Source organism: Bacillus sonorensis NBRC 101234 = KCTC 13918 (assembly GCF_001592005.1).
Lineage (GTDB): Bacteria > Bacillota > Bacilli > Bacillales > Bacillaceae > Bacillus > Bacillus sonorensis.
Window position 1 is genome coordinate 253,921 of sequence record NZ_BCVZ01000003.1, and the last position, 24,043, is coordinate 277,963.

Genomic DNA, 24,043 nt, shown 5'->3' on the forward strand with positions numbered 1-24,043 from the left:
TAAGCATCTTCTAGTTTAGGATCTGTTCTAACTATGCTATCAATATTTTCAATAGTCAAGATTTTCAAACACTCACTTAATTTGACCTCCTTGTTATAGTGCAATACAATTTCTTTTTTATCCTCAAGAACTTCATAAACTATCTTTTTGTTATGCAGACTGAGGAGATCTTTTTTTGGAATATTCTCATGTCATTAGCAGCAAATTTTTTGATTTTTTATTTAATGAGTAAGCCGTTCCAACCACCTTTACATACAAGAACGGAAATTTATTGGTATGGTGTGGTTTCCGGTATTGTATATTGGTTATGGGATTCGATATGTGCACAGAAGAAAAATACTGGCCAATGATCCCTCCCTTTTCTTTTTATATTCATTTTTCAGTCACTCCTTTACGTGTTTTTGGTATAACTAAGAATAAATGTAACATAATTCATGGATATTTCAACAGAAAAATACATTTTTTCCATTTTGATTTCAATTGATGCCTACTTTCTCCTTAATTAGTAGGCATTTTTTTTCGGAATTCCAACAGCTTAACTTTACCTTCAAGCCTAATTAAAACATTTCATTGAACGTGTATTAATAAAATGAGGATTTTATCGGGAATTATAAAAGAAAAAAACCTTCAAAAGGAAAAAGAACAGACGCAAATTGAAAAAGAATAACTTAGAATACATCAAATCAGAAGATATACCTAAATTCTTACGTATCGCAAGACAGGATAATTATATCTATTATATCTTCTTTAAAACACTAATTGAAACTGGGATGCGAGAAGGCGAAGCCGCAGCACTACAAAGAAAAGATATTGACCTTAAAAACAGAACTATTACCATTAATAAATCACTTGATTTTCAAAGAGAGCCAGATGGAGATTTGTTCGGAAATACAAAACCTATCATTCAGAACGAATAATCAAAATAACCGAAAGTTTTGCTAAAGAATTGTCGTCACATATGAAGTGGATTAATGATAATAAAATAGTATTTAATGAGATTTATGAAGATCTTGACTTGGTTTTCTGTAGAGAAAAAGGAGAGCCTTTACCTAAATCTACCCTCTTCAATGCATTGAATCGAATTTTAGACAAGGCAGGTTTGGAGAGAATACCTGTTCATGGATTACGGCATTCACATGTTGTTCTTTTATTAGAATCAGGTGCAAGTATGAAGTTTATTCAAGAAAGGCTTGGACATAAAAATATAACTATCACGTCTGATGTTTATTCTCACATTTCGGAGAAACTCGAAAACACATCAGTGGACAGTTATGAGAGTTATTTAAAGTCAATCATGACTTAAATTTTTTTATGAATTTTGGTGGTCAAAAAGTGGTCAACCCTATCAATTTAGGTGTCGCCATTCGATTTGACCACCAAATTATTTTTCTAAAATCCCGTTAAATCAACGTTTCTCAACTTAATACTGAGACATATACTGCTCGCGCTCCCAAGGGTGGACTTGCGTGCGGAACATATCCCATTCGATTTCTTTTGCTTCGACGAAGTGTTCGAATAGATGGTCGCCGAGGGCTTTGACCATGACTTCGTTTGATTTGAATTCTTCGAGAGCGTCAGCAAGTGTTGCCGGAAGGTCGACGATTCCGTTTTCGAGGCGCTCTTCTTTTGTCATGACGTAGATGTTGCGGTCGATCGGAGCCGGTGCTTCCAGTTTGTTTTTGATGCCGTCAAGGCCTGCTGCAAGCAGAACGCTTAGTGCAAGGTACGGGTTTGCAGAAGGGTCAACGCTTCTAACTTCTACGCGGGTGCTGACGCCGCGGGAAGCCGGGATGCGGATTAACGGGCTTCTGTTTTGTGCGCTCCATGCTACATAGCAAGGCGCTTCATAGCCTGGAACTAGACGTTTGTAAGAGTTTACCGTCGGGTTGGTTACGGCTGTAAAGCTTGTTGCGTGTTTCACGATGCCTGCGATAAATTGCTTCGCCGTTTCACTCAGCTGAAGATCGGCGTCTTTGTTAAAGAAGGCGTTGGCGCCGTTTTTGAAGAGTGATAGATTGCAGTGCATGCCTGAGCCGTTTACGCCGAACAATGGTTTTGGCATGAATGTCGCGTGCAGGCCGTGTTTGCGCGCGATCGTTTTGACGACGAGTTTAAATGTTTGGATGTCGTCGCAAGCACGAATGGCACCAGCGTATTTAAAGTCGATTTCATGCTGTCCAGGAGCGACTTCGTGGTGGGACGCTTCGATTTCAAAGCCCATTTCTTCAAGCTCAAGAACGATGTCGCGACGGCAGTTTTCGCCGAGGTCTGTCGGAGCCAGGTCAAAGTAGCCGCCTTTATCGTTCAGTTCAAGTGTCGGCTCGCCTTTTTCATCAAGCTTGAACAGGAAGAATTCCGGCTCTGGTCCGAGGTTGAAATCTGAGAAGCCCATGTCTTCCATTTCTTTTAAAATGCGTTTTAAGTTGTTGCGCGGATCACCTTCAAACGGTGTGCCGTCCGGGTTGTAGATGTCGCAGATGAAACGGGCAACTTTACCTTTTTCAGCTGTCCAAGGGAAAATCACAAAAGTATCTAAGTCAGGATATAAGTACATATCTGATTCTTCAATGCGGACGAAGCCTTCAATTGATGAGCCGTCAAACATGACTTTATTATCAAGTGCTTTTTCCAGCTGGCTTACAGGAATTTCAACGTTTTTAATCGTCCCAAGAATGTCTGTAAACTGCAGGCGAATGTATTTGACATTCTCCTCGTTTACTAGTTTAACAATGTCGTCTCTTGTGTACTTTGCCATTCGTAAAACTCCTCCTCTAAAAAGGTAAATGTATATAGCAATGCAGTTGCTAACTCATTAATGAAAAAACCTGGACATGTCTCCCTGGCGGAATGTCGTCCCTCTTTGGAAACGGCCTGCTTGAATGAGCTCGTTTTTCAACAGCTGTCTCAATTCTTCATCAGACAAATTGTGCTTCTCCGCTTTTTTTGGCTGGTCTTGCTTCTCTGTTTTTTGTCCGTTTTCTGATTTGGCGAAAATTTGTTTGATTCCCGCCATGTTTACACCTTGTTCGATCAAATCTTTAATCTCAAGCAGCTTATCTACATCCTGAAATGAGAATAAACGCCTGTTCCCCTCGCTTCTCGCGGGAAATACCAGTCCATTTTCCTCATAATAGCGAATTTGCCTTGCCGATAATTCGGTCAGCTGCATGACGATTCCTATTGGAAATAAGGGCATTGAGCGGCGAATTTTATCACTCATCTCAATTTCCTCCTTTTCTTAATAAATTCATTATATGTGATGTTATAAAATGTGTCAATACGATGTTAGGATTCTTAACATCAATTTCGTTGATTATTTTTTTATACTAATTGCTTTTCCATTAATGCATTAACAGCGCTGCAGATCGCGTTTTTGACGTGGGCGTAGGTTAATCCGCCTTGCACGTATGCGACATATGGCGGCCTTATAGGGCCATCAGCCGATAATTCAATGCTCGCCCCTTGAATAAAAGTGCCGGCAGCCATAATGACATCGTCTTCATATCCCGGCATATAGCTCGGATACGGCGTGACATGGGCGTTGACCGGTGAAGCGTATTGAATCGCCTGACAGAAGGCGATCATTTGTTCAGGCCCGGTAAATTCAACCGACTGGATCAAGTCGGTACGTTTCGCATCCCATGAAGGGTTTGAACGAAAGCCCAGTTTTTCAAGGAAGCGGGCGGTAAAAACGGCGCCTTTCAACGCCTGGGACACAACGTGCGGCGCGAGGAAGAAGCCTTGATACATCTCTTGCAGCGAATAGAGCGATGCCCCGGCTTCTCTGCCGATTCCGGGGGATGTCATCCGGTATGAGCAGGCTGTCACCCATTTTTCTCTCCCGACAATATAGCCTCCCGTTTTAGCCAGCCCGCCGCCGGGATTTTTAATGAGCGAGCCTGCCATGAAATCGGCTCCGACGTGGCATGGCTCGCGCTCTTCCACAAATTCGCCGTAGCAGTTGTCGACAAAGACGATGATGCTTTCATTTATGCCTTTTACGAACCGAATCATTTCTTCAATCTCGTCAATCGTAAAAGAAGGCCGGTTTGCATAGCCCTTTGAGCGCTGTATTCCGATTACTTTTGTCCGGGGCGTTATGGCAGATGCAACCCGGTCAAAATCGACGGTTCCGTTTTCCGTCAAGTCAATGTGGCTGTAGCCGATGTTGAAATCCTTCAGCGACCCCGAATGTTCCTCGCCTCTGACCCCGACGATTTCTTCAAGTGTATCATACGGTTTTCCGGTGATATAAAGAAGCTCGTCCCCCGGACGGAGAACACCGAATAAGGCGATCGATATCGCATGGGTTCCCGAGATGATCTGCGGTCTGACAAGTCCCGCTTCACCGCCGAAAACGTCTGCGTAGACGGCTTCAAGCGTGTCCCTGCCGATATCATCATAGCCATAGCCTGTCGAAGGTGTAAAATGAGTGTCTGACACTTTATGCTTTCGGTAGCTTTCCAGCACCCTCCATTCGTTCCGTTCAGCGATTTCGTCGATCGTTTTATGAACGGCCGCGATTTCTTTTTCGGTTTCGATTGCTGTTTTTTTCAATAAATTTCCGTGCTTTAATGTCTCAAACATGTTTTGCAAGTGTCCTTTCTTACGTATACTTCTTAAGCTCTCCTAAAATGTTTTGTTCAGGCATAACGTATCCTTCCACCTCGTATACTTCCTGTTCTTCATCAAAAGTGGTGCTCTCTGTCATGGTTTCCGATTTCACTTTTGATAGGAGCCTGCCTTCTGAGGCGGGAATCTGCGCCGTGTACGGAGTGAGCAGCTCTTTTTTGAGATAGGCTTCAACAGCCTGCTTGCATAGCGGGAGGTCGCCGGCGATTTTGGCGCTCAGCATTATATGGTCTCTCCCTGATGAAGGGATGAAATCCGGCCTTTTTTGATCCCTTTTGTTGTAAATCGTGAGTACAGGGATATCGTCTGCTTCAAGCTCCTTGAGAAGACGCTTGACCGTAGCCTCGTGACCTTCATAATCTTCGTGTGAAGAATCGATCATATGAAGAATCAAATCGGCTTCTTTTACTTCCTCCAATGTTGAGCGAAACGCGGCGATTAACGTTGTCGGCAGATCCTGAATAAAGCCGACCGTGTCCGATAGTAGCACGCTGTAGCCGCTGGGAAGCGTCATTTTTCGGGTCATCGGATCAAGTGTGGCGAACAGCAGGTTTTCCTCGAGGCTGTCCGCGTCGGTCAGAAGGTTGAACCATGTGGATTTTCCCGCATTTGTATAGCCGACAAGCGCGATTTGCAAGACGCCGTTTTTCTTCCTTCTTTCTCTGTACCTGCTTCTGTGGCGGATCACTGTTGACAGCTGAACATTGATTTCGTGAATCCGGTTTCTGATATGGCGCCGGTCGGTTTCAAGCTTTGTTTCCCCCGGCCCCCTCGTTCCGATTCCGCCTCCCTGCCTTGACAGGTTGATCCCCTGTCCGCTCAACCGCGGGAGCGCATATTGCAGCTGTGCAAGCTCGATCTGCAGCTTTCCTTCTCTCGTTCTCGCCCGTTTCGCAAAAATGTCGAGGATCAATTGCGTCCGGTCGATGATTTTCACGTCAAGATAAGTGACAAGCGTCTTGAGCTGGCTTGGCGATAATTCATCATTAAAAATAATGACGTCAGGCGACAGCTCTTCACAGAGCCCCGCCAGTTCATCCACTTTCCCTTTTCCGATATATGTAGCAGCGTCCGCGCGATTCCGCTTTTGCGTAACGGTGGAGACGACCGTCCCATCAGCCGTTTTCGTCAAGGCGGCGAGTTCTTCCATCGAATAGACGAAGCGCTCGTCAGAGACATGCGGAAGCTGGCATCCGACTAATATGGCCTTTTCTTTAATGACATCCTGTCCATTCAAATGATCATGTTCCTTTCTAAAACATAGTCAATAAACAGTACTATCATAACAAACGTAGGGAGAGGTTGCCAGAACTCCTTGAAAATAAAAAAAGACGCGCCGTCATACGCGCGGCGCGTCTTCTTTCAGGTCAAGATCCTGGCTTTTAATGGTCATTAAATCATTCTTCAAATAGCAGTCTCCCATCAAAAGCCGCATTGCCTGAGAACGGATTGATTTTTCGATTAAATTGCGGACAAAGCGGCCGTTGCTGAATTTTGCCGGACTCACCGTGCTTTTGACCGCCATCAAATGGTCTTTCAGCTTCCATTCCGCCTCAGGGCTGAACTGGTATTCTCTTTCAGCCATCATCCGTTTGGCAATATCCATCAGCTGACTGACCGAATAATCGGGAAAATCGATGCTGATCGGAAACCTGGACTGGAGGCCGGGATTTAATGAGAGAAAATGATCCATTTCCCGTGAATAGCCGGCCAGAATGAGGATAAATTCATTGCGTTTATCTTCCATATGTTTTACCAATGTGTCGATCGCTTCTTTGCCGAAATCCTTCTCTCCGCCTCTTGCAAGAGAGTATGCCTCATCAATAAACAGGATGCCGCCCATTGCTTTTTTGATTAAATCCCTTGTCTTTTGCGCCGTATGTCCGATGTATTCGCCGACGAGATCAGCCCGCTCAGCTTCGATTAAATGGCCTTTGGAGAGTACGTTCATTTCATGAAAAAGCCTGCCGATCAGCCTGGCAACGGTCGTTTTTCCCGTTCCGGGATTTCCTTTAAACATCATGTGGAGCGCTTGTTTTCCGGCCTTGAGCCCTTGTTCTTCCCGTTTTTTGTTGATGAAGATCCAAGCGTAGATTTCCTTTATATTGCGCTTCATTTCCTCCATACCGACAAGCGTGTTCATTTCCCTTTCAATCTCTTTCAGGATGCTGTGTTTGGCTTCATTTTTCTGCAGTGCGGCCTGATATTCCGCTTCCGCCTCAGAATTGGCCAAAACCTGCTTCTGGCCGTTCAGTATGATATTGATCTGTCCGTTGTTTTTGTAAGTAACAGCCCTCTCCAACACACTCACCTCACCGATTCTCTCTTTATATCCTATTCATGAAGCGCTGCACCGTGACAGCCGCCCAGGTAATGGACACATTACGATGATTTCTGACACGTTCGGGGCCGGCTTTGTTGAATTTTGCGCTTTCCCGAGAAATACTTTATTTCTTATTGTATTCAGGTAAGGTGTGTGGACAAACCAATTTTTTTCTTCACTTTTTTTTGCCTTTTCGATAGATCAGCCATCCGATCAAGATAATCAAAAGCCCTGATGCATCATAAGCGAGATCAAAAAAGAGCAGGTATGGGCTTTGCGGGTTGACATGGTGGATCTGAAGAATGTGGTGGTTGATGATTCCCTCTATAAAGTTAAACCAGCCCGCCCCAAGCAGAAACGAGCCCCAAAATATATGCTGCGGACGGCGGCCGTTCAGCTCTCCCCTGTTCCACAGCATGATTCCCCCGATAAAGAGGATGACCAGGGAAAACAGGTGGAACAGTCCGTCGCTCATGATTTGGTGAGGGCGGTCTGTATCCATGTACACACTATGCCATTGAAGCAGTTGATGAAAAATGATGCCGTCGATCATGGCGATGATACCGACGCCGAACAGGAAAGGCCCCCAAAACTGTTTTCTGTTTTTCATTTTTAACCTCCTCACGCGCTTATCTGTTATGTACCCGCCGGCCTAAAAGGAAAAACCGGTTATGTTTAGATTCTCTCCCGAAAGCAATTATCCTCTTTTTACCATGTCATAAAAAGCTATGCTGTATTAAATAGAAGAAATCCGGCACTGGCAAAATAAAAAAGCTGATCTTAAAAGGCTTCTAAATCCCTTTTAGATCAGCTTTTTATTTATGAAATCCGGGAAGTCCGCACGCGTTTTGTTTCAGCCTCGTTAATTGCAAGCGTCTCAGGGTCGATCACGACGCCATAGTCGTGCAATGCTGATTCAATGCTGACAAACTCGTTTAAGACGTCGTCCAACACCTTTTCAGGTTCCCGTTCAAGAGGATTCCCCCATCCTCCGCCGCCTGCACGGTAAAACTGGATGATACCGCCCGCAGGCATTTTGACTTCAAAAGCCGTTTCATCGATTTCTCTGGCTTCGTCTGTTCCATACCCGACGATCACCTTGTTGCTTGGTGCATCGTCGGCTCCGCAGAACTTTTAGTCAACATAATACTTTTATCATAAACTGTTTTTAGACAAATAAAAAAAGCCATTTCTAAAAATGACTTTGGGTGCTGCAATTGCCGTATGCAAGTAAGAAAGTTTTAAACCACACTCCTCAAAGTGGGTGTCTGCAGAAACTTTCCTGCCGTCCTTTCAAAGAAGGCTTGGCATTCCAGGTTCGATATAAAACTCCCTATTACAGCTTAAAGGTTAAAACTTAATTATCATTACGTACAATGCAGCGTAGTTGTATTATATGATAGATAAAGAAAAAAAGCAACCCCTGGTCAACGGCTTGAATTTTTTCAAAATTCGGTTAATTTATGGCGATCGTACAACCCTTCCGGACAGGTATGTCATAGACTGATTTTGAGGTGATGTCATATGGTTAAAATTTTCATCGATCCGGGCCACGGCGGTTCTGACTCAGGGGCCAGCGGCAATGGTCTGCAGGAAAAGCATGTCACATTGCAAATCGCCCTTGCCTTAAGAACCATCTTACTTGATGAATATCAAAATGTTTCTGTACAGTTAAGCAGGACAAGCGACCAGACTGTCAGCCTGACGCAAAGAACGAATGCCGCAAACAGCTGGGGAGCGGACTTTTTTCTTTCGATCCATATTAATGCCGGCGGGGGCACTGGTTTTGAATCGTATATTTATCCGGGCGTCGGCGCACCTACTACCACTTACAGAGATAGGATTCATGAAGAGATATTAAAAGCCGTCGATTTCAGGGATCGCGGCAAAAAAACCGCTGACTTCCATGTGTTAAGAGAAACGGTCATGCCGGCGCTGTTGACGGAAAACGGCTTCGTCGACAACGTCAATGACGCCAATAAGCTGAAATCATCAGCTTTTATTCAATCGCTTGCCAGAGGGCATGCGAATGGGCTGGCAAGAGCGTTTAACCTTTCAAAAAAGACAGCCTCTCACTACAAAGTCCAGATCGGCGCTTTTCAAGAAAAAAATAATGCTGATTCTCTCGCCGCTCAGGCTGAAGCAAAAGGTTTTGACGCCATTGTCATTTACAGGGACGGCCTTTACAAAGTGCAGATCGGCGCTTTTTCATCAAAAGAAAATGCTCAAGCGCTAGTTCAGCAGGCGAAAAGCGCGGGATTTGATGCATTTATTTATCAGGAATAAAAAAAGCCTGCGCTCCCTCCCTAGGGAACGCTGGTTTTTTACGCCTTCAGCACTTCGTTTTTGACCGCTTCTTTTTTGTTTGATACATAGCTGTTCAGAACCATTCCGATGATCACAAGAGCGATGCCTGCGCTGGAAACGGCACCGGGAAGCGGGCTGGAGAGAATCCAAACCTCTCCTGCTGCGGCAAACAGGACCTCAAAGGACTGCGTCGCTTCGACTGCCGCCAATTTCGGCATATCCCCTTTGACCATATCGGTTGCGGCGAAGAAGAGGACGGTCGCACATATCCCGGAAAACACCGCCACCAAACCCGATTGAATGACTTGGCCGCCGCCGGGAGGACCCGCTGTCATCACTCCGTATAATGAAAGGATCAGCCAGAAAGGAAGACTTGCGATCGTCATCCCCAGCACGCGTTGATAGGCGTCCAAACGGCCGGCGCAAACCTCCATCATTTTCCGATTTCCCAGCGGATATGCAAAAGAAGCAAGGATGACGGGAACGACGCAGTAGAGCATGTCTTGAAAAGAAAGCTGTGCGGCATGTTCGAGCTGCATCAGCGCAACTCCCGCCAAAATAATAAGAGACATCATCAATCCCTTGTAGGGGATCTTTCCTCTTATTTGTACGGGGCCTGCTTGCGTCTGCACCGTTTCATAAAAAAGCGGCGCCATCAGCGAGCCCGAAATAATCGTGATCTGCCATGTGCCGGCGATCAGCCAGCCCGGACCGAAAGCTGCGGCAAAACAGAGCGGCGCATAAAATAAGCCAAATCCGACGGTGCTCCAGATGAACCAGGCGTAAGGCGCTTTTTTGATTTCCTGAAAAACGCGTCCTGCATTCCCTCTTGCCCAAACGATCATGAACAGAAGCGGCGCCATTATGATGAAACGGAGTGAAGCGCTCCAAATCCAGCTCCCCCCTTCCAATTCCATCGCCCTGTTGAGCACAAAGGTAATGGCAAAAAAGAACGCGGCAAAAATGCCAAGAATAATCGGCCTCATATTGCTTCACTCCTCTTCTTGATGCCCGGCCAACCGGTCTCCAAGGCTCAGCCAGTTCTCCTCAGCAAGTCTGACGGCCGTTTCTGGATCTTTCTTCCTGCACGCATCGATCATCTGTCTATGCTGCTCAACGGATTTCATACTGCTGACTGAAGAAAACTGCGACATTTCGAGCCTGTATATCTTGGAGGCTATCCTCTCCAGGGCGCGCGTAATTTCCGGGTTTTTAGACGCCTTTAAAAACACGCGATGAAAGGCCTCATCTGATTCGATTGCTTCTATAATATCCTCCTTTTCAATCGCATGCTTCAAACTTCTGTTATGGGCCTCCAATTGTTTTATGTCTGCCTTTGTTAAAAAAGGGATCGAAAGCTTGACAGCCAAAGCGTGCAACGCCGCCGTCACGGTAAAGGCGTGCTTCGCCTCTTCCGGTTTCAGCGGGGCGACGCGCGTCGCCGATCCCGGAACGGCTTCAACAAGCCCTTCATCCTCAAGCCGTTTAAGCGCTTCTCTGACAGGCGTTCGGCTGATTCCGAACTGCTCTGCAAGCTCCTGATCGTGGAGGCGCTGACCGGGTTTCAGCTCGAGATGTACGATCGCGCGTTTCAGCGCTTGATATACTTCTTCACGAAACGAGACTCTTTTTAGCGGTTTAATGTTATATTCCATCATAAAACCAATATATCGCATTTTGGTTTCATATGCAATAAAAAAAGAGCTTTGGCCGAGAAGACCAAACCTCTTTTTATTTATACTAAGATATCAACGACAAATTGCGACCATGGTTCAAGTCTGTCATACACGCTTTTCTCTTTCAGATCGGCGGCTTTCATCCACCGTCCTGCAATCTGGTCTTTTTCTTTTACTTCAACGCGTGCGCCTGCTTTCAGCTCAAGGGCGGAAAGAATGCCGATATGGACTTCGCCGACGCTGTTTCCATCATCATTAATGAGGCCGAGCGTGATCATTTTCTCTTTATCAGATTCAGCGATCAAAAGCTCCTCATTAAGCTCCCGGTCTGTGTTCAGCTTCAAAATATCAGCAAAATCGAGGCCTGCCGCAAAGTTCATATGGCCGCCGAATCCGAGAGAAAGCTTGTTATGGAGCCGTGCTTCCCCGCCTCCTTCAAGCCGTTCGTAAACGAATATCTCATCTTCTCTTTTAATGACGACATAAGGAATCGGCTGTTTAAAAGAAGGGTTTTCCTCTGCGTCTCCCCTTCTCATTTCGCTGAAATGGCGCTCAATTTGTGTCATGATCTTCTGAATTGTTTCCTGGTCGCTATTGACGCCTTGGAAGGTCAGCGTTTCTTTTGCAAATACCTCTTCCCGCGGCGCCACGAGAATCATTTCATCCATTTTTCCCATTGTATCCGTTTCCTCCTCAAGATAAAAGAGCAGATCGGTTCTGCTCTCATTTCGCCTTTTATTCAAGTCCATATAAAGACTGCAGGCTTGGGACCATTCCCCAAGCCCTGTCTTTACTTATCGCCAAAATAGAAGTCTTCGTCCTTTAATGGTTCGACGGTCGCCTTTTTGTAGCCGTTTCCTTTCATTGAGAAGAAGTCGTGCGACTTGGTCTTCGTATTTAAACCGTTCAATACGATCGGGTTGATCTCTTCCTCTTCAAAATAAGGTTCAAAGCCAAGGTTCATCAGCGCTTTGTTGGCATTGTAGCGGATGAATTTTTTCACATCGTGTGAAAGACCGACTTGATCATACAGATCTTCGGTATACTCAAGCTCGTTTTCATAGAGCTCTTTTAAGAGGTCGATCGCAAATGCATACAGCTCTTCCCGCTTCTCAGGCGTCTGCTTATTATAAATTTCCTGGGCGAGCAGGCCGACATAGACGCCGTGGATCGCTTCATCCCGCAGGATCAGGTTGATGATTTCGCCGCTTTGCATCAGCTTGCCTTGTCCATAAAAATAGAGCGGGTAATAGAAGCCGCTGTAAAACAGGAAGCTTTCCAAATACACGGACGCGACCATTGCTTTGAACAGCGAGATTTTGTCGCCTTGGCGGATTTTTTCATACAGTCCGACAATGATCCGCGCTTTTTTTTGCAGGTATTTATTTTGTTTCACCCATTCAAAGACTTCATTGATCGTCTCTGTCGGGGCAAGAGTCATGAAAATGTTTGAATAGGATTTGGCGTGAACCGCATTTTCCATCATGGCCATGAAGTTCAGCACCGCTTTGCGCTGGTGTCCTTCGACATGCTCCGCCACGAGCGGCATTCCCGTATTTCCCTGTTCCGTATCCAGAAGCGTCAGCCCCGCGAGCACTTTCATATAAGTATCCTGCTCATTTTGGCCCAGGTACTTCCATGTGAGAAGATCGCCGTTTAAGGCGATTTCCTCCGGAAGCCAAAACTGCTTTACATTTTGGTTGTAAAACATCTGGGTAAAATCATCTTCATGCTTTGACCAGTTTGCTGCATCATATATTTTCGTCACTTTCTCATACTCTCCTTTAATCAAACGACACAAGAAAGACAGCCTTCTTGCCCTGTATCCTTCGTTCTCGCATAGTAAAGTGTTTTGATCCCTTTGTGGTGGGCATAGAGATCGATCCGGTTCAGATCGCGTGTCGTCATTGTATCTTTCAGGAACAATGTAAAGCTTATGCCTTGGTCAACGTGCTGCTGGATCGTTGCAATCATGTCCACAACCTTAAACATGTCCATATCGTACGCTTCCTTGTAGTAGAACCAGTTGCTTGGCGCAAGTCCAGGCATTGGATAGTATGTTTTTGAGTTGCCGTATGTTCGTTCTTCAATCCGCTCCATGATCGGCATAACCGATGCGGTGCTTGACTGGACATAAGAAATTGATCCGGTCGGCGCGATGCACAGTCTGTAGCTGTGGTACAAGCCGTGTTCTGCGACAAACTCCTTCAGACGCTTCCAATCCTCTTTTGTCGGGATGTGCATGCCATCAAAAAGCTTTGCAATCTTTTCAAATTTCGGCGAGAAATCTTGTGTAATATACTTTTCAAAGTATTCTCCGGTTGCATATGTGGAACCTTCATATTGATAGAACGTTTCCCCTTTTTGTTTGGCGATCTCTGCAGACCGTTCAATCGAATAGAAGTTCATCATCATAAAGAAAGTGTTCGCGAAATCTCTGGCTTCTTCGCTTTCATAGGAAATACCGTTCTGCGCTAAATATCCGTGAAGGTTCATCGCTCCGAGACCGATCGATTTCATCGCTTTGTTCGCCTTTTTGACGGCCGGCGCATTCGTGATATTTGTCGTTTCTGAAACGTGTGTCAATGAATCTGTGGCAAGCTTGACCGTTTGTTCGATCGATTTGTTTTTCATCACATTCAGGATATTCAAAGAACCCAGGTTGCAGGAGATATCCAGACCGATTTCATCTTCCATGCCGTAATCCGTGTAGGCCGATACTTGGGAAGCCTGAAGCACCTCTGAACAAAGGTTGGAAAATTTAACCTTGGACACATGGTTGTTCGCGTGCACTTTGTTGACGTTGTCTTGGAACATGATGTACGGATACCCGGATTCCGATCTTAGCATCGCAAGCTTTTCAAGCATTTTGCGCGGGTTGATTTTTTCTTTTTTGACCCTCGGGTCTTCCACTAAACGGTCGTACATCTCGTTCATGTCCATCTCGTCCATATGTTCGCCGTATGCTTTATAGACAGTGTGAGGATAGAATACGTATGCCGCTTTATCCTCTCTTGCCAGCTCGACGAATTTATCCGGAATGACAACCCCGATGGACAGCGTTTTTACCCTGACATCCTCGTCCGCGGAAATTTTCTTCGTGTCAAGGAAATCGTTGATATCGCGGTGGAAAATGTTTAAATATGCCGCGCCTGAGCCTTGTCTCTGTCCCATTTGGTCAGCGTAGCGGAACGCGTTGTCCAATAGCTTCATGACGCCGACGACCCCTTTTGTGGCGTTTTCGACGTCTTTAATGGCTTCGCCTTTCGCGCGCAATTTTGAAAGGTTGAGGGATACGCCCCCGCCAAGCTTGGAAAGCTGCATGGAAATATCCACGGCTCTGGAAATGTCGTTTAATGAATCATTGACTTCAAGGAGAAAACAGCTGACAAGCTCGCCGCGGCGTTTGCGTCCGGCATTTAAGAAAGTCGGCGTGCTCGGCTGGTATTCCTGGTTGATCATCATTCTGACGAATTCCTTCGCTTTCTCCTTATCACCGTTTGCAAAGAATAAGGCGACGATGGAAATCCGGTCTTCATAGCGTTCAAGAATTTTTTTCTTATCGTTGGTTTTCAGCGCATAGTCATTGTAAAACTTAAAGGCGCTCATAAATGACGGGAATCTGAATTTTTTGGCGTATGCCTCTTTAAACACTTCTTTGATTTCTTCAAAGGTGTAGCGGCTTAAAAATTCTTCTTCGTAATAGTCATTTTTAATTAAGTAATCGATTTTTTCTTTCAGATCATGAAAAAACACCGTATTTTGGTTGATATAATCTACAAAATAACTATGTACAGCTTCTTTATCTTTATCAAACTGGAATTTCCCGTCTTTTTGAATCATGATCTCATTGTTTAACTGGATCCATTTTGGCACTTGATTTTGTGACAACTCTTTCTACCTCCTGAGTAAACAGTTCAACGTCTTTAGCCGTCCCGCTGAGTTCAAATTTGTGGAGAATCGGGACTTGATACTGTCTCGATATTTTTTCTGCGCTCCTCGCAAAATTATCTCCCCAATTTCTGTTTCCGCTCGCCGCGACTCCCAGTAAGAGATGGGCGTTTTTTTCAAGAAACATCTCAGTTGTTTTCGGAACTTCTCCAAACCCTGTCGTGTACGTGATCAAAATAAACGGCTCGTCTAAATACTCGTCTGCGCTGACTTTCCGCTTATTCCGAAACGGCGTTTTATCCACAAAGCGCTGAACATTCCCCGTCTTTGAATCAAATACGATTTGAAACATCATTATCACGACCTATTAAAATTGTTCCCGAGTCTCTCAACTCATCTTACACAATATATAGTATACTATCATTCCGAAAAACACAATATATTGATTCGCAAGTTGAGAAAGTTCACAATTAGCTCCAGCTTAGGAGCCCGCAGGCCAAAGAAATATGAGTAGAATGAGAGCTGATGCTCACCCTACTCATAAACCGAAATCTATCATAACACGAAAAAAATTGAGTTAGTAGACTAGACTTTTTCGCTTATTTTTTGTAAGCGTCGCAGCACTTGTTTTCGCATACTTCTTTAATATCGGCTTCAATCCCGAGTTCTTCAAGGACCGATTTAACGGCGGTCAGAATGGAAGCTTCCCTGATCAGCTCTTTCCCATTCACAAGAACGCTTGTTCCGTATTCGTAGCAGGAATCATCTTCACACGTTTCTTCCCAGTGGTTAATGACAATTTTAGGTTTCATCGTTTCGCTCATTCCTTTGCTCCTTTTGGTTCAAACAATACCTAGTTTATCGGTTAGCGCCCGCTTTGTAAATTTGTATGCATCGGGAGTTGATTTTACCGCATCGCGGTTGGCGGGCGATACATAAAAAGACCATGCCGGCGGGCATGGTCTTTCTGAGCCGCGAATCGCTATTCGAGTTCGAGCTGGACGTTTTTCTGCGGTGCGAAGGTTGAAATGGCGTGCTTGTATATGAGCTGCTGCTTTCCTTCCGTCTCAAGCAATACTGTGAAATTGTCAAATCCTTTTACCTGTCCGCGCAGTTGAAATCCGTTGAGTAAAAAGACCGTGACAAATGTATTTTCTTTACGGATCTGATTCAAAAACTGATCTTGAATATTTATCGATTTCATATTCTGGTCCTCCTTGTTTCTCTATAACATATTGTTTCGATTAAAGTTCGAGCTTTCCTGCTATATAAGCGAAAATTTCCTGTTTTTTCTGCTCGATGTTGACAGGGGGCGTCATGTCAAACCAGGCGACGTCCATTTTGTTCCTGAACCATGTCAGCTGCCGTTTGGCATAGCGTCTCGAGTTTCTCTTCAGCGTCTCTACTGCCGCGTCCAGCGGCTCTTTGCCTTCGAGATACGCATAGAGCTCTTTATAGCCGATCGCCTGAACCGACTGGCAGCCCCTGACGTGTCCATCATAAAGGCGCTTTACTTCTTCAAGCAGGCCCTCGTCCATCATCTGGTCGACCCGCCTGTTGATTCTGTCATAAAGCACTTCCCGATCCATCGTCAGGCCGATGAGGGCCGTGTTGTACAAAAGGTCTTTTTTCTGGCCTTCCATATGTTCAGTCATGGTTTTTCCGGAAGTATGTAGTATTTCGAGCGCTCTGATCACTCTCCGCGTATTGTTCGGATGAATCGCTTTGGCAGATTCGGGATCACGCACCGCCAGCAGGCCGTGAATATAATCAGCCCCTTTTGTTGACGCGAGGTTTTCCATCTCCGCCCGGAATGCGGGGTCGCTTGCATCCTCTGTAAATGAATAGTCATAAAGGACAGACTGAATGTACAGCCCAGTCCCGCCTACGATCATCGGCAGCTTCCCGCGGCTTTCAATTTCAGCCATTTTCTCCCTGACCATCTCCTGATATTCAGCGACGGAAAAGGATTCGGTCGGCTCCTTAATATCAAGAAGATGATGCGGTATTCCATTCATTTCCTCTTCTTTGATTTTTGCTGTGCCGATGTCCATTTTTTTATAAATCTGCATCGAATCGCCGCTGATAATTTCTGCGTTTAAACTGCCGGCCAGCATCACGCTTAATTGTGTCTTGCCCACAGCGGTCGGTCCGATCAAGACGATGACCGGCGGTTTCTTTTTATTCACTCATGATCACTCTCTTTAAGCAAGCTCCTCCCATTATACCATTTAACGTTCAAAAACACCTATTTCATTTTACCCTTTTTTGTTTCATGGCAAACATTTCCTTCACCAGCCAAGCGGTTCATTTCCGACGATTTCTCTTGTGATCCCTTTATATGAGTGTCTGTGCCTCTCCTTGTAGCCGTCGCTGACATAAACGACACCTCCGTACTGGATCGGCGGAGCAGTCGTATAGGCCAGATAGGTAATGCCCTCGATCTCATGGTAGTGCGCCCCGTCAGCCCTGGGAATCGCCGGTCCCGTAATCGCGTAGTATCTGTGGTAGTGTCTTCTGTCAAAGGACGTAATCCCTGAATAGAAATGGACATGCCGATCTGTATTGCTTCCATTCGCCGGCTGTGAAAATCCCTCAATCAAATGGATGTGTCCTTCGGCTTCAGACGTTGTCGCTCTGTATGCATGAGCATGCGCGGGGGCCTTCGTCCAATCTGACGGATATAATGCCATGTCCCTCTCTCCTTTTAGGGCGGATTGATTAAAAAATCGGCCCTTTTATAGCCGTCTGCCCAGGCAAAAAAAACCGGGCGGAATACATTGATGTTAGTCAGATATCATTTTATTACTGGGGGAATTTTTTTATGAATGAATTCGGACATGACGATTTATACCAGGTTGAGGACGATCGAATCATCGGCAGACCATTTTTCGGAAGGCCTTTTTTTGGAAGACCTTTCTTCGGAAGACCATTCTTTTACGGGCCGGGGCCATTTCTCGGAGGATTTTTAGGCGGACTTACAGCCGGAGCGCTGATAAGCCCTTTCGGATACCCTTATTACCCGCCATTTCCTTACTACCCATTCTACTGACAAATAAAGGGCCTCAAAAAGGGGCCTTTCTACATAACAATCCGCTTGACTTGGATCTTTCGGATCATTTATGATGGATTTTGCCATCCGGTATGTATAGCCGGGGGGATTTTTTTATGTCTAAAACTGACACCAGCTTTATCATACCGGCCTTTTATATTTCTTTTTGTCCCCAACTTTAGGAATTTCGGCTATGCTCTGCGGTTTAGCCATGGACAAGCCTGCAATGCCGCTCCCGGTGTACGGGCTCCGGACCGCCGGATAAGAAGGAAATGGGCTTCTATTGAGTCATCTTAATGAGGAGGATGTGTTATGATTACGGGCTATTTGTTTCTTCTGGTCGCGATCCTGTCCGAGGCTGCAGCCGCCGCGATGCTGAAAGTGTCTGACGGATTTGCGCGATGGCAGCCGGGGGTTCTTGTCGTCATCGGATATGCGCTGGCCTTTTATATGATGTCGCTGACATTGCAATTCATCCCGCTCAGCCTCTCATATGCGACATGGAGCGGCGCGGGCACAGTACTGACGACCTTCATCGGTGTGATGTGGTTTCAAGAAAAACTGAACCGCCGGGCTGTATTCGGCATTCTTTGTCTAGTTTTAGGCGTTGTACTGATCAATCTCACATAAGGAAGGGATTTAAATGAAAGGCATTCTATTTTTAGCGGCGGCCATACTTTCAGAGGTATTCGGAAGTACAATGCTGAAGCTTTCGGAAGGATTCAGCGCCCCTGTTCCGGTAATCGGCGTCGTAATCGGGTTCGCATCATCGTTTACATTTCTCAGCTTTTCTTTAAAAACGATCCCTCTTTCATCGGCCTATGCCACATGGGCCGGAACGGGAACAGCGCTGACCGCGGCCATCGGCTGTTTATTGTTTCATGAACCGTTCAGCCTAAAAACGATCATCGGACTCGTTTTAGTCATTGGCGGCGTCTATTTGTTAAACCATTCAAAAGGGGAAGAAGCCGGGGAGCCGCCAGCCCAGCTTCATTCAGAACGTTTAGAGCCGGCCAAACGGCAGCAGTAGATGACCGTTTGAACAAGCTTGCCTTGTTTATTTATGGCACAATGATCTCCGGCTCCAGTTCAATGGCTACATTCCCTTGAACGGCCCGGGAAATCATACATGATGTTTCCGCTTTTTGAGCCAATTTTCCGGCAAGCTCCACATCTTTTTCTGACGCGTCTTTTGTTAAGCGGATCACAGGTCTGTGAATGATTTTCTCATATGTAAAAACGCCCCCTGTCACATCCACGACAGCTTCCGATTCCATCGTCAGCCCCTCTTTTTCAAGGCCGCTCCTTTCCATCATGGCAGCGAGCGTAATGATATAGCACGTCGCAGCCGCGCCAAGCAGCATCTCATCGGGGTTTGTGCCTGCTCCTGGACCGTCCATTTCCTTTGGGATAGATATCTCGGTTTTTAGATTTCCGCTTTCAATCCTTCCTACGTCGTTTCTTTTTCCAGGCCAGTCTGCCTGTAGATGGAAATGATGTTTGGCCATCTTAAACACCCTCCTTCTTTGATTTCTCTTTTAGTCTACTCATGTTTTGTCTACCTGTCCTTTTATTTGCTTGATTGATCGTAAGGACAGCAAAAATCCCAAGTCGTGATCTTCGTCTAACACGCAGGACATTAGCGGAGCATACGATACAACGAAACTTACCGAGAAAGGACGAAACTGATGGAAAACAAAGAACATATGCATATGCCGGGAGCTGCCCCCCAGCCGGATGTACCATTTCCGCAATATCCGCAGTCCGAGGCATTGGCGCACCAGATCAAATGTCCATTATTCCCCCATCTTAAACCGGTCACCTTATGCACAATCGCACCATTTGTTCATTACGGGCTCAATGAAGCGCAAGCGACTTCATACCGCCATGCCATGGAAGAAGTGGCTGCGATGGCATATTTAATGGGGATGGGGATTGACCCACACTTGGCCTACTATACAGTTGAATCCTGGGAAATCAATGAAAAGTTTTACTGAAAAATTCAAGACTGAACGGTCAAAAAAGAGGGGAAAACGACCGTTCAGTCCAAGTCTGACGCCAGTGATCAATCAAGCATGATTCCAGGATCGGGCATGGCTTTCGGCAAAGGCGGCCAATGAACGCGGCTTTCTCCCGGTTACACGCTCAACTGTATTGGTGATGCGATTTTCAGCTCCATGCTTGATTTTTTGATCCAAGTCCGCCATGAAGCTGGCATACTCCGGCGATAATCCGGCTTTCATCAGCCTGTCTTTAAGTGCTGACACTGAAATATTGACATGGCTGACTGTTCGCCCGGCCGCCTCGCCGATAATCGCGGCCGCTTCAGCGTAGCTTAATGCTTGAGGCCCGGTGATCACGTGGTCTGTATTATGAGGAATGTCATCCATTAACGCACGGACGCCGACTTCAGCAATGTCGTCCGCATCAACAAAGCCCACCTTCCCGTCCCCCGAAGCAGTAATGATTTCGCCGCTCGTTTTAATAGAGTCTGCATGCTGGACATTGATAAAATTTTGCATGAAATAAGAAGGCTTGAGAATCGCCCATTCCGGAGCAAGGTCCTTGACCGCCTGATGAATCTTTCCAAAGACAGGGCCGTCTTCATCGATAATTGCGGCGCTGAGCATGACAATCCGCCTCACTCCGGATTCAAGAGCGCGTTCTACAAACGGCAGCACTGCATTGGAGGGATCATAGACGCCGACAGGCGCGACAAGATACAGTTTTGCAACATGTTTCAGCGCCTCCCTGTGAGTCGTTTCATCATTCCAGTCAAAATATACATGCTCGGCTCCGCTCATCAGCGGTTTCCTTCTGCTCGCAATGCGTACGATGCTCCCCTCAAATGATGAAATCAAGCGCTTGGCAATGCGGCCTCCTGTTGTGCCTGTTCCGCCAGTTATTAATATACGGTTTCCGTTCATTTCCCACACTCCTTATACTGATCATCGTTTTGGACTGGCGCTAGAAAGGATTCCGGCTGTCCTCCAAATGCTTCGATCACGGTCAATGGATTCCAGTAATCTTTATAGTGGACGATTTTCCCATCCTTCGTTTTAATGACGCTGATGTACTTCTGTTTGTACGGCAGCCCCATTGAGATGACGGTTCCCTCGCACTCAAACTCTGCAATCGCCGTGTTTGAATCAGGTATTTGATAAATGACAGGAGGAGTGAAACGTACAATATCAATTTTTTCTGGAAAATCCTTAATATAGTCATAGATTGCGGATTTCCCTTCAATTTTTTCTGGAAAACCCGCCGGTGCATACGGAAATTCGAAAACGGCTTGATCATCCCACAGTTCAATCCACTTCTTCATATCTTTTTCAAGCATAGAGTCTAAAAATCGCTCAATAACCTTCGTTATGCTGATACTCATTTCATTCACCTCGGATTTTATTTTTTAGACTGATCAGTCTAAAATAAACAAAAAATACCGACAATCAAAATGGGTAAAGCCGAAGCCGAATCTTTACCCGCTTTACTGTCGTCCGGCGATTAATCCAAAACAGATAGGCTGATATCGATCATGTCCTGAAGAACATCAAAATCCGCCGTTATTTTAGCGTTAAAGGTAAGAGACAGCCGCGCTTGATTTAAAAAACGGGCCAGTGCGAGCAGATCTTGATGATGATCCTTTAATTCGCCTTGCGATTGCGCCCTGACAAGAGCTTTGTAAAATGCGGCTTCAAGCTGTTTTGTCTGGTTTTGAAAATACTCGGAAACTTCCGCATCATGCGGCATTTGTTCAATTGCGCTGTTGATGATATAGCATGCTTTTGCACGTTCGGGATCCTTCAGGACTTCAAACCCCTCCTGAAAGATTTGCCTGATCGCCTGTTTCACAGATCCCGGGCTTTCAAGCATTTCAATGACCCGGGCATTTTTATCCCCCAAATAGCGCTTGAGGGCTGCCAAAAAAAGGTCGCGCTTCGTGCCGAACGTATTGTATAGGCTCTGCCGTGCAATTCCCAAATGGCTGAGTAAATCTTGGAGCGACGTTCCTTCAAAACCGTATTGCCCAAACACTTCCATCGCCTTATGAAGAACAAGGGCGGTATCAAATTCTTTATTCCTTCCCAACTGGTTATCACCTCCCTATCGTGAAGAATACTCTTTTTAGACTAAACAGTCAAGATTTTTTTCAAAAACAACCCGCAGCCGGCCCGCCGAAAAACAGAGCATGATTGTTTTACAGCTCTCATAGACATAGCATAAAGCGATCCGATTCAAAATAAACGGAATAAAGGAAGTGTGACAGTTGTTTATTTATACCGTTCGGCCTGGAGATTCTTTATATGGCATCGGTTCAGCATTCGGTATTTCCACTGATCAAATCCGTTTGACGAACGGACTGACTGAAACAAATATCGTTCCGGGACAGGCCCTTTTAATCCCGCTTTATACATACACCGTTCAATATGGAGACAATTTTTATTCGATTGCCGACCGGTCATTTGTATCAGCGGCGCTCCTGCGACAGGCAAACCCGCATATCGCGCCGGCCGCCATGCGCCCCGGCATGAAAATTACGATCCCCGACACACCGAAAAAACCGATCACAGCTTTAGGCTATTACGGGCTGAGGAGCCCTCAATTAGATCAGGAGCTGATCAATGATTTCGCTCCTTATGCCACTTACCTGGCGTTTTTTGAATACCATTTTTCAAATGACGGGTCTTTAAATGACATCAATGATCTGCCTGCTGTTCAAACGGCATGGAGGCGCCGCGTCCCCCCTCTGATGACGGTCACCAACTTAACCGAAACAGGCTTCAGCTCAGCGCTGGCTCATCAAGTCCTGAACCGCCCCGCAGCCAGAAGCAATCTGATCGCGAACATTGCAGCCACCATTTCAAGAAAAGGATATGCGGGGGTTAATATTGATTTTGAAAATATATCAGCGGAAGACAGGGACTTATTCACGGGCTTTTTGCGCGAACTGAAGGGACGGCTTCAGCCGTCCGGATACGTAGTGACGATCGCCGTCCCCCCAAAAACAAGCGAGGATATCGCCTGGTTAAGAGGCTATGATTACGGCGGAATCGGCTCGGTCGTCGATCTGATGTTCATCATGGCTTACGACTGGCATCACGGGGCAAGTGAGCCCGGTCCTGTGGCACCGATCAATGAAGTGAGGCAAACCATCCAATTTGCCCTCAGCCGGGTTCCAAAACATAAAATCATTCTCGGGTTTCCGCTTTACGGCTATAACTGGACTCTTCCGTATCAGCCCGGCGCCACCTATCCGGGAATCTCAAATCATGATGCGATACAGCTCGCTATGCGGCATCAAACTCGGATTCAATATGCCAAAGAATATGAGTCCCCGTTTTTCGAATATACCGATGAACAAGGCAAAAGACATGTTGTTTGGTTTGAAGACTCGCGGAGCATCGGCAAAAAAATGCTCCTGATGCGGGAGTATGACCTTGACGGAGGAGGCGTATGGCAGCTGACGCTTCATTTTCCGCAAGGAACGTGGCTTTTGACGAAATTCTTCCGGGTTCGTAAGGTTTAGCAGAGTGAAGTATTGCAAATGAGTAAAAAATTGCAAGTTCTAAAAATGAATAAAACAACTATATTCCTCCAAAATATACTGCGAGTGCCAAATATCATCGAAAGGAATGTTTTCTTTGAACAACGCTATTCACGAAACATTGGAGCTGCATGAACTTCTGATGTTTAAAAATCTCTGCCTGACTAAGTCTTCAACGATGACCGGGCTCGTGAAAGATCAGAAACTTAGAGACATCCTGGAACGGGATGCTTCCCAAACCAAACATCAGATCGAACATTTGCAAGGATTATTAACAACAAGGGGTGAAAATCTATGAACGAATTTATCCAGAACATGACGGGTATGGGAGCGATGACTGAACAGGTAATCGCGACAGACTTTTTGATTACCGCTAAAACAGGCGTTAAAAACATAGCAACAGCCATTACAGAAACAACTTCCCCCGAAGTAAGAGATACGCTTAAGCAATATTTAAACGATGCGATTGAAACACATGAACAAATCACGAATTATATGATATCCAAGGGTTACTATCATCCAGAAAACATATCTGCACAAATCAACACGGATATGAAAGCTTCTGAAACAGCGAAAGATTTGCCGCAAATATAAAAGAAAAGGAACCTGCAGCAGGC

The 24,043-nt window shown here is 45.7% G+C and carries 31 protein-coding genes and 1 other RNA gene; 10 read left to right on the forward strand and 22 right to left on the reverse strand.

Annotated features, from left to right (window positions below):
• Positions 1-653: 653 nt before the first annotated feature.
• Positions 654-917 carry a tyrosine-type recombinase/integrase gene (locus BTR1S_RS23155; protein ID WP_255131670.1) on the forward strand — a complete coding sequence of 88 codons (264 nt, stop codon included), beginning with the start codon at positions 654-656 and terminating at the stop codon, positions 915-917.
• Between the two features lie 41 nt (positions 918-958).
• Positions 959-1,303 (forward strand): tyrosine-type recombinase/integrase, encoded by a 345-nt coding sequence (locus BTR1S_RS23160; protein ID WP_373870219.1) that lies wholly within the window; start codon positions 959-961, stop codon positions 1,301-1,303.
• 117 nt (positions 1,304-1,420) lie between these two features.
• Here BTR1S_RS23160 and glnA read toward each other — a convergent pair whose 3' ends face one another.
• The 8 genes from glnA to ssrS all read right to left on the reverse strand — a co-directional run bounded on the left by glnA (position 1,421) and on the right by ssrS (position 8,343).
• On the reverse strand, positions 1,421-2,755 hold the full coding sequence (gene glnA / locus BTR1S_RS06635; RefSeq protein WP_006640470.1) for a type I glutamate--ammonia ligase: 1,335 nt from the start codon (positions 2,753-2,755) through the stop codon (positions 1,421-1,423).
• Between the two features lie 57 nt (positions 2,756-2,812).
• Positions 2,813-3,220, reverse strand: a complete 408-nt coding sequence (locus BTR1S_RS06640) for a MerR family transcriptional regulator (RefSeq protein WP_006640471.1) — start codon at positions 3,218-3,220, stop codon at positions 2,813-2,815.
• Between the two features lie 101 nt (positions 3,221-3,321).
• Positions 3,322-4,587: a methionine gamma-lyase family protein gene (locus BTR1S_RS06645; protein ID WP_029418903.1), complete on the reverse strand. Its 1,266-nt coding sequence runs from the start codon at positions 4,585-4,587 to the stop codon at positions 3,322-3,324.
• A gap of 19 nt (positions 4,588-4,606) precedes the next feature.
• Complete coding sequence (gene hflX / locus BTR1S_RS06650; RefSeq protein ID WP_006640473.1) at positions 4,607-5,869, reverse strand: GTPase HflX; 1,263 nt, start codon at positions 5,867-5,869, stop codon at positions 4,607-4,609.
• 102 nt (positions 5,870-5,971) lie between these two features.
• On the reverse strand, positions 5,972-6,937 hold the full coding sequence (gene spoVK, locus BTR1S_RS06655) for a stage V sporulation protein K (protein WP_034326026.1): 966 nt from the start codon (positions 6,935-6,937) through the stop codon (positions 5,972-5,974).
• 193 nt (positions 6,938-7,130) lie between these two features.
• Positions 7,131-7,565, reverse strand: coding sequence for a DUF2243 domain-containing protein (locus BTR1S_RS06660; RefSeq protein ID WP_006640247.1), 435 nt, complete (start codon positions 7,563-7,565; stop codon positions 7,131-7,133).
• A 209-nt stretch (positions 7,566-7,774) separates the two neighbouring features.
• Entirely contained in the window at positions 7,775-8,053 is a 279-nt protein-coding gene (locus BTR1S_RS06665; protein ID WP_006640248.1) for a hypothetical protein, read from the reverse strand.
• 106 nt (positions 8,054-8,159) lie between these two features.
• Positions 8,160-8,343: non-coding RNA, 6S RNA (ssrS, locus tag BTR1S_RS06670), on the reverse strand.
• Positions 8,344-8,479: 136 nt separating this feature from the next.
• Here ssrS and BTR1S_RS06675 point away from each other — a divergent pair.
• Positions 8,480-9,241: an N-acetylmuramoyl-L-alanine amidase gene (locus tag BTR1S_RS06675; RefSeq protein WP_029418905.1), complete on the forward strand. Its 762-nt coding sequence runs from the start codon at positions 8,480-8,482 to the stop codon at positions 9,239-9,241.
• 38 nt (positions 9,242-9,279) lie between these two features.
• Here BTR1S_RS06675 and BTR1S_RS06680 read toward each other — a convergent pair whose 3' ends face one another.
• The 10 genes from BTR1S_RS06680 to BTR1S_RS06725 all read right to left on the reverse strand — a co-directional run bounded on the left by BTR1S_RS06680 (position 9,280) and on the right by BTR1S_RS06725 (position 17,522).
• Positions 9,280-10,248, reverse strand: a complete 969-nt coding sequence (locus BTR1S_RS06680; RefSeq protein WP_029418906.1) for a DMT family transporter — start codon at positions 10,246-10,248, stop codon at positions 9,280-9,282.
• A 6-nt stretch (positions 10,249-10,254) separates the two neighbouring features.
• Entirely contained in the window at positions 10,255-10,920 is a 666-nt protein-coding gene (locus tag BTR1S_RS06685; RefSeq protein WP_029418907.1) for a GntR family transcriptional regulator, read from the reverse strand.
• 77 nt (positions 10,921-10,997) lie between these two features.
• Entirely contained in the window at positions 10,998-11,615 is a 618-nt protein-coding gene (locus tag BTR1S_RS06690; protein ID WP_006640252.1) for a hypothetical protein, read from the reverse strand.
• A 113-nt stretch (positions 11,616-11,728) separates the two neighbouring features.
• The gene (nrdF, locus tag BTR1S_RS06695; RefSeq protein WP_006640253.1) at positions 11,729-12,706 is read right to left on the reverse strand and encodes a class 1b ribonucleoside-diphosphate reductase subunit beta; all 978 of its coding nucleotides are present in this window, start codon (positions 12,704-12,706) and stop codon (positions 11,729-11,731) included.
• A gap of 20 nt (positions 12,707-12,726) precedes the next feature.
• A complete protein-coding gene (gene nrdE / locus BTR1S_RS06700) occupies positions 12,727-14,829 on the reverse strand; it encodes a class 1b ribonucleoside-diphosphate reductase subunit alpha (protein WP_006640254.1) in 2,103 nt (700 codons plus the stop codon).
• The gene (gene nrdI, locus BTR1S_RS06705) at positions 14,786-15,181 is read right to left on the reverse strand and encodes a class Ib ribonucleoside-diphosphate reductase assembly flavoprotein NrdI (RefSeq protein ID WP_029418908.1); all 396 of its coding nucleotides are present in this window, start codon (positions 15,179-15,181) and stop codon (positions 14,786-14,788) included. The genes nrdE and nrdI overlap by 44 nt, the downstream gene beginning before the upstream one ends.
• Before the next feature lie 247 nt (positions 15,182-15,428).
• Complete coding sequence (locus BTR1S_RS06710) at positions 15,429-15,641, reverse strand: hypothetical protein (protein ID WP_006640256.1); 213 nt, start codon at positions 15,639-15,641, stop codon at positions 15,429-15,431.
• Between the two features lie 170 nt (positions 15,642-15,811).
• Positions 15,812-16,033 carry an RNA chaperone Hfq gene (gene hfq, locus BTR1S_RS06715; RefSeq protein ID WP_006640257.1) on the reverse strand — a complete coding sequence of 74 codons (222 nt, stop codon included), beginning with the start codon at positions 16,031-16,033 and terminating at the stop codon, positions 15,812-15,814.
• Positions 16,034-16,073: 40 nt separating this feature from the next.
• Positions 16,074-17,018: a tRNA (adenosine(37)-N6)-dimethylallyltransferase MiaA gene (miaA, locus tag BTR1S_RS06720; RefSeq protein WP_006640258.1), complete on the reverse strand. Its 945-nt coding sequence runs from the start codon at positions 17,016-17,018 to the stop codon at positions 16,074-16,076.
• Positions 17,019-17,120: 102 nt separating this feature from the next.
• Entirely contained in the window at positions 17,121-17,522 is a 402-nt protein-coding gene (locus tag BTR1S_RS06725; protein ID WP_006640259.1) for a YmaF family protein, read from the reverse strand.
• A gap of 131 nt (positions 17,523-17,653) precedes the next feature.
• On the opposite strand from BTR1S_RS06725, the gene ymaG reads away from it, so the two are divergent.
• The 3 genes from ymaG to erbB all read left to right on the forward strand — a co-directional run bounded on the left by ymaG (position 17,654) and on the right by erbB (position 18,911).
• The gene (gene ymaG / locus BTR1S_RS06730; RefSeq protein WP_006640260.1) at positions 17,654-17,881 is read left to right on the forward strand and encodes an inner spore coat protein YmaG; all 228 of its coding nucleotides are present in this window, start codon (positions 17,654-17,656) and stop codon (positions 17,879-17,881) included.
• Positions 17,882-18,193: 312 nt separating this feature from the next.
• Entirely contained in the window at positions 18,194-18,511 is a 318-nt protein-coding gene (gene erbA / locus BTR1S_RS06735) for an SMR family multidrug efflux transporter EbrA (RefSeq protein ID WP_006640261.1), read from the forward strand.
• A 13-nt stretch (positions 18,512-18,524) separates the two neighbouring features.
• Positions 18,525-18,911, forward strand: coding sequence for an SMR family multidrug efflux transporter EbrB (gene erbB, locus BTR1S_RS06740; RefSeq protein WP_006640262.1), 387 nt, complete (start codon positions 18,525-18,527; stop codon positions 18,909-18,911).
• A 31-nt stretch (positions 18,912-18,942) separates the two neighbouring features.
• On the opposite strand, the gene BTR1S_RS06745 is transcribed toward erbB, so the two are convergent.
• On the reverse strand, positions 18,943-19,389 hold the full coding sequence (locus BTR1S_RS06745; RefSeq protein ID WP_006640263.1) for an OsmC family protein: 447 nt from the start codon (positions 19,387-19,389) through the stop codon (positions 18,943-18,945).
• Positions 19,390-19,569: 180 nt separating this feature from the next.
• Between BTR1S_RS06745 and BTR1S_RS06750 the strand changes: the two genes are divergently transcribed.
• Positions 19,570-19,878: a hypothetical protein gene (locus BTR1S_RS06750; RefSeq protein WP_006640264.1), complete on the forward strand. Its 309-nt coding sequence runs from the start codon at positions 19,570-19,572 to the stop codon at positions 19,876-19,878.
• A 72-nt stretch (positions 19,879-19,950) separates the two neighbouring features.
• Here the strand turns inward: BTR1S_RS06750 and BTR1S_RS06755 are convergent, their stop codons facing one another.
• The 3 genes from BTR1S_RS06755 to BTR1S_RS06765 form a co-directional block, all read right to left on the reverse strand.
• Entirely contained in the window at positions 19,951-20,808 is an 858-nt protein-coding gene (locus BTR1S_RS06755; RefSeq protein ID WP_006640265.1) for an NmrA family NAD(P)-binding protein, read from the reverse strand.
• Positions 20,805-21,266 (reverse strand): nuclear transport factor 2 family protein, encoded by a 462-nt coding sequence (locus BTR1S_RS06760; RefSeq protein ID WP_006640266.1) that lies wholly within the window; start codon positions 21,264-21,266, stop codon positions 20,805-20,807. The genes BTR1S_RS06755 and BTR1S_RS06760 overlap by 4 nt, the downstream gene beginning before the upstream one ends.
• A gap of 119 nt (positions 21,267-21,385) precedes the next feature.
• Complete coding sequence (locus tag BTR1S_RS06765) at positions 21,386-21,970, reverse strand: TetR/AcrR family transcriptional regulator (protein ID WP_006640267.1); 585 nt, start codon at positions 21,968-21,970, stop codon at positions 21,386-21,388.
• A 178-nt stretch (positions 21,971-22,148) separates the two neighbouring features.
• Between BTR1S_RS06765 and BTR1S_RS06770 the strand changes: the two genes are divergently transcribed.
• The 3 genes from BTR1S_RS06770 (at position 22,149) to BTR1S_RS06780 (ending at position 24,020) form a co-directional block, all read left to right on the forward strand.
• On the forward strand, positions 22,149-23,408 hold the full coding sequence (locus BTR1S_RS06770) for a glycoside hydrolase family 18 protein (protein ID WP_006640268.1): 1,260 nt from the start codon (positions 22,149-22,151) through the stop codon (positions 23,406-23,408).
• Positions 23,409-23,523: 115 nt separating this feature from the next.
• On the forward strand, positions 23,524-23,724 hold the full coding sequence (locus BTR1S_RS06775; RefSeq protein WP_006640269.1) for a hypothetical protein: 201 nt from the start codon (positions 23,524-23,526) through the stop codon (positions 23,722-23,724).
• A complete protein-coding gene (locus tag BTR1S_RS06780) occupies positions 23,721-24,020 on the forward strand; it encodes a spore coat protein (protein WP_006640270.1) in 300 nt (99 codons plus the stop codon). Before BTR1S_RS06775 ends, BTR1S_RS06780 begins: the two co-directional genes overlap by 4 nt.
• Positions 24,021-24,043: the final 23 nt, after the last annotated feature.

Coding starts and splice junctions, on each gene's coding strand:
- glnA (WP_006640470.1), bottom strand. CDS start 2,755: ATGGCAAAGTACACAAGAGACGACATTGTTAAACTAGTAAACGAGGAG.
- erbA (WP_006640261.1), top strand. CDS start 18,194: ATGATTACGGGCTATTTGTTTCTTCTGGTCGCGATCCTGTCCGAGGCT.
- BTR1S_RS23160 (WP_373870219.1), top strand. CDS start 959: ATGAAGTGGATTAATGATAATAAAATAGTATTTAATGAGATTTATGAA.
- BTR1S_RS06685 (WP_029418907.1), bottom strand. CDS start 10,920: ATGATGGAATATAACATTAAACCGCTAAAAAGAGTCTCGTTTCGTGAA.
- BTR1S_RS06660 (WP_006640247.1), bottom strand. CDS start 7,565: ATGAAAAACAGAAAACAGTTTTGGGGGCCTTTCCTGTTCGGCGTCGGT.
- hfq (WP_006640257.1), bottom strand. CDS start 16,033: ATGAAATCGATAAATATTCAAGATCAGTTTTTGAATCAGATCCGTAAA.
- BTR1S_RS06690 (WP_006640252.1), bottom strand. CDS start 11,615: ATGGGAAAAATGGATGAAATGATTCTCGTGGCGCCGCGGGAAGAGGTA.
- BTR1S_RS06675 (WP_029418905.1), top strand. CDS start 8,480: ATGGTTAAAATTTTCATCGATCCGGGCCACGGCGGTTCTGACTCAGGG.
- BTR1S_RS06780 (WP_006640270.1), top strand. CDS start 23,721: ATGAACGAATTTATCCAGAACATGACGGGTATGGGAGCGATGACTGAA.
- BTR1S_RS06745 (WP_006640263.1), bottom strand. CDS start 19,389: ATGGCCAAACATCATTTCCATCTACAGGCAGACTGGCCTGGAAAAAGA.
- BTR1S_RS06680 (WP_029418906.1), bottom strand. CDS start 10,248: ATGAGGCCGATTATTCTTGGCATTTTTGCCGCGTTCTTTTTTGCCATT.
- BTR1S_RS06725 (WP_006640259.1), bottom strand. CDS start 17,522: ATGGCATTATATCCGTCAGATTGGACGAAGGCCCCCGCGCATGCTCAT.
- nrdI (WP_029418908.1), bottom strand. CDS start 15,181: ATGTTTCAAATCGTATTTGATTCAAAGACGGGGAATGTTCAGCGCTTT.
- BTR1S_RS06710 (WP_006640256.1), bottom strand. CDS start 15,641: ATGAAACCTAAAATTGTCATTAACCACTGGGAAGAAACGTGTGAAGAT.
- erbB (WP_006640262.1), top strand. CDS start 18,525: ATGAAAGGCATTCTATTTTTAGCGGCGGCCATACTTTCAGAGGTATTC.
- BTR1S_RS06640 (WP_006640471.1), bottom strand. CDS start 3,220: ATGAGTGATAAAATTCGCCGCTCAATGCCCTTATTTCCAATAGGAATC.
- BTR1S_RS06755 (WP_006640265.1), bottom strand. CDS start 20,808: ATGAACGGAAACCGTATATTAATAACTGGCGGAACAGGCACAACAGGA.
- BTR1S_RS06750 (WP_006640264.1), top strand. CDS start 19,570: ATGGAAAACAAAGAACATATGCATATGCCGGGAGCTGCCCCCCAGCCG.
- BTR1S_RS06760 (WP_006640266.1), bottom strand. CDS start 21,266: ATGAGTATCAGCATAACGAAGGTTATTGAGCGATTTTTAGACTCTATG.
- ymaG (WP_006640260.1), top strand. CDS start 17,654: ATGAATGAATTCGGACATGACGATTTATACCAGGTTGAGGACGATCGA.
- BTR1S_RS06645 (WP_029418903.1), bottom strand. CDS start 4,587: ATGTTTGAGACATTAAAGCACGGAAATTTATTGAAAAAAACAGCAATC.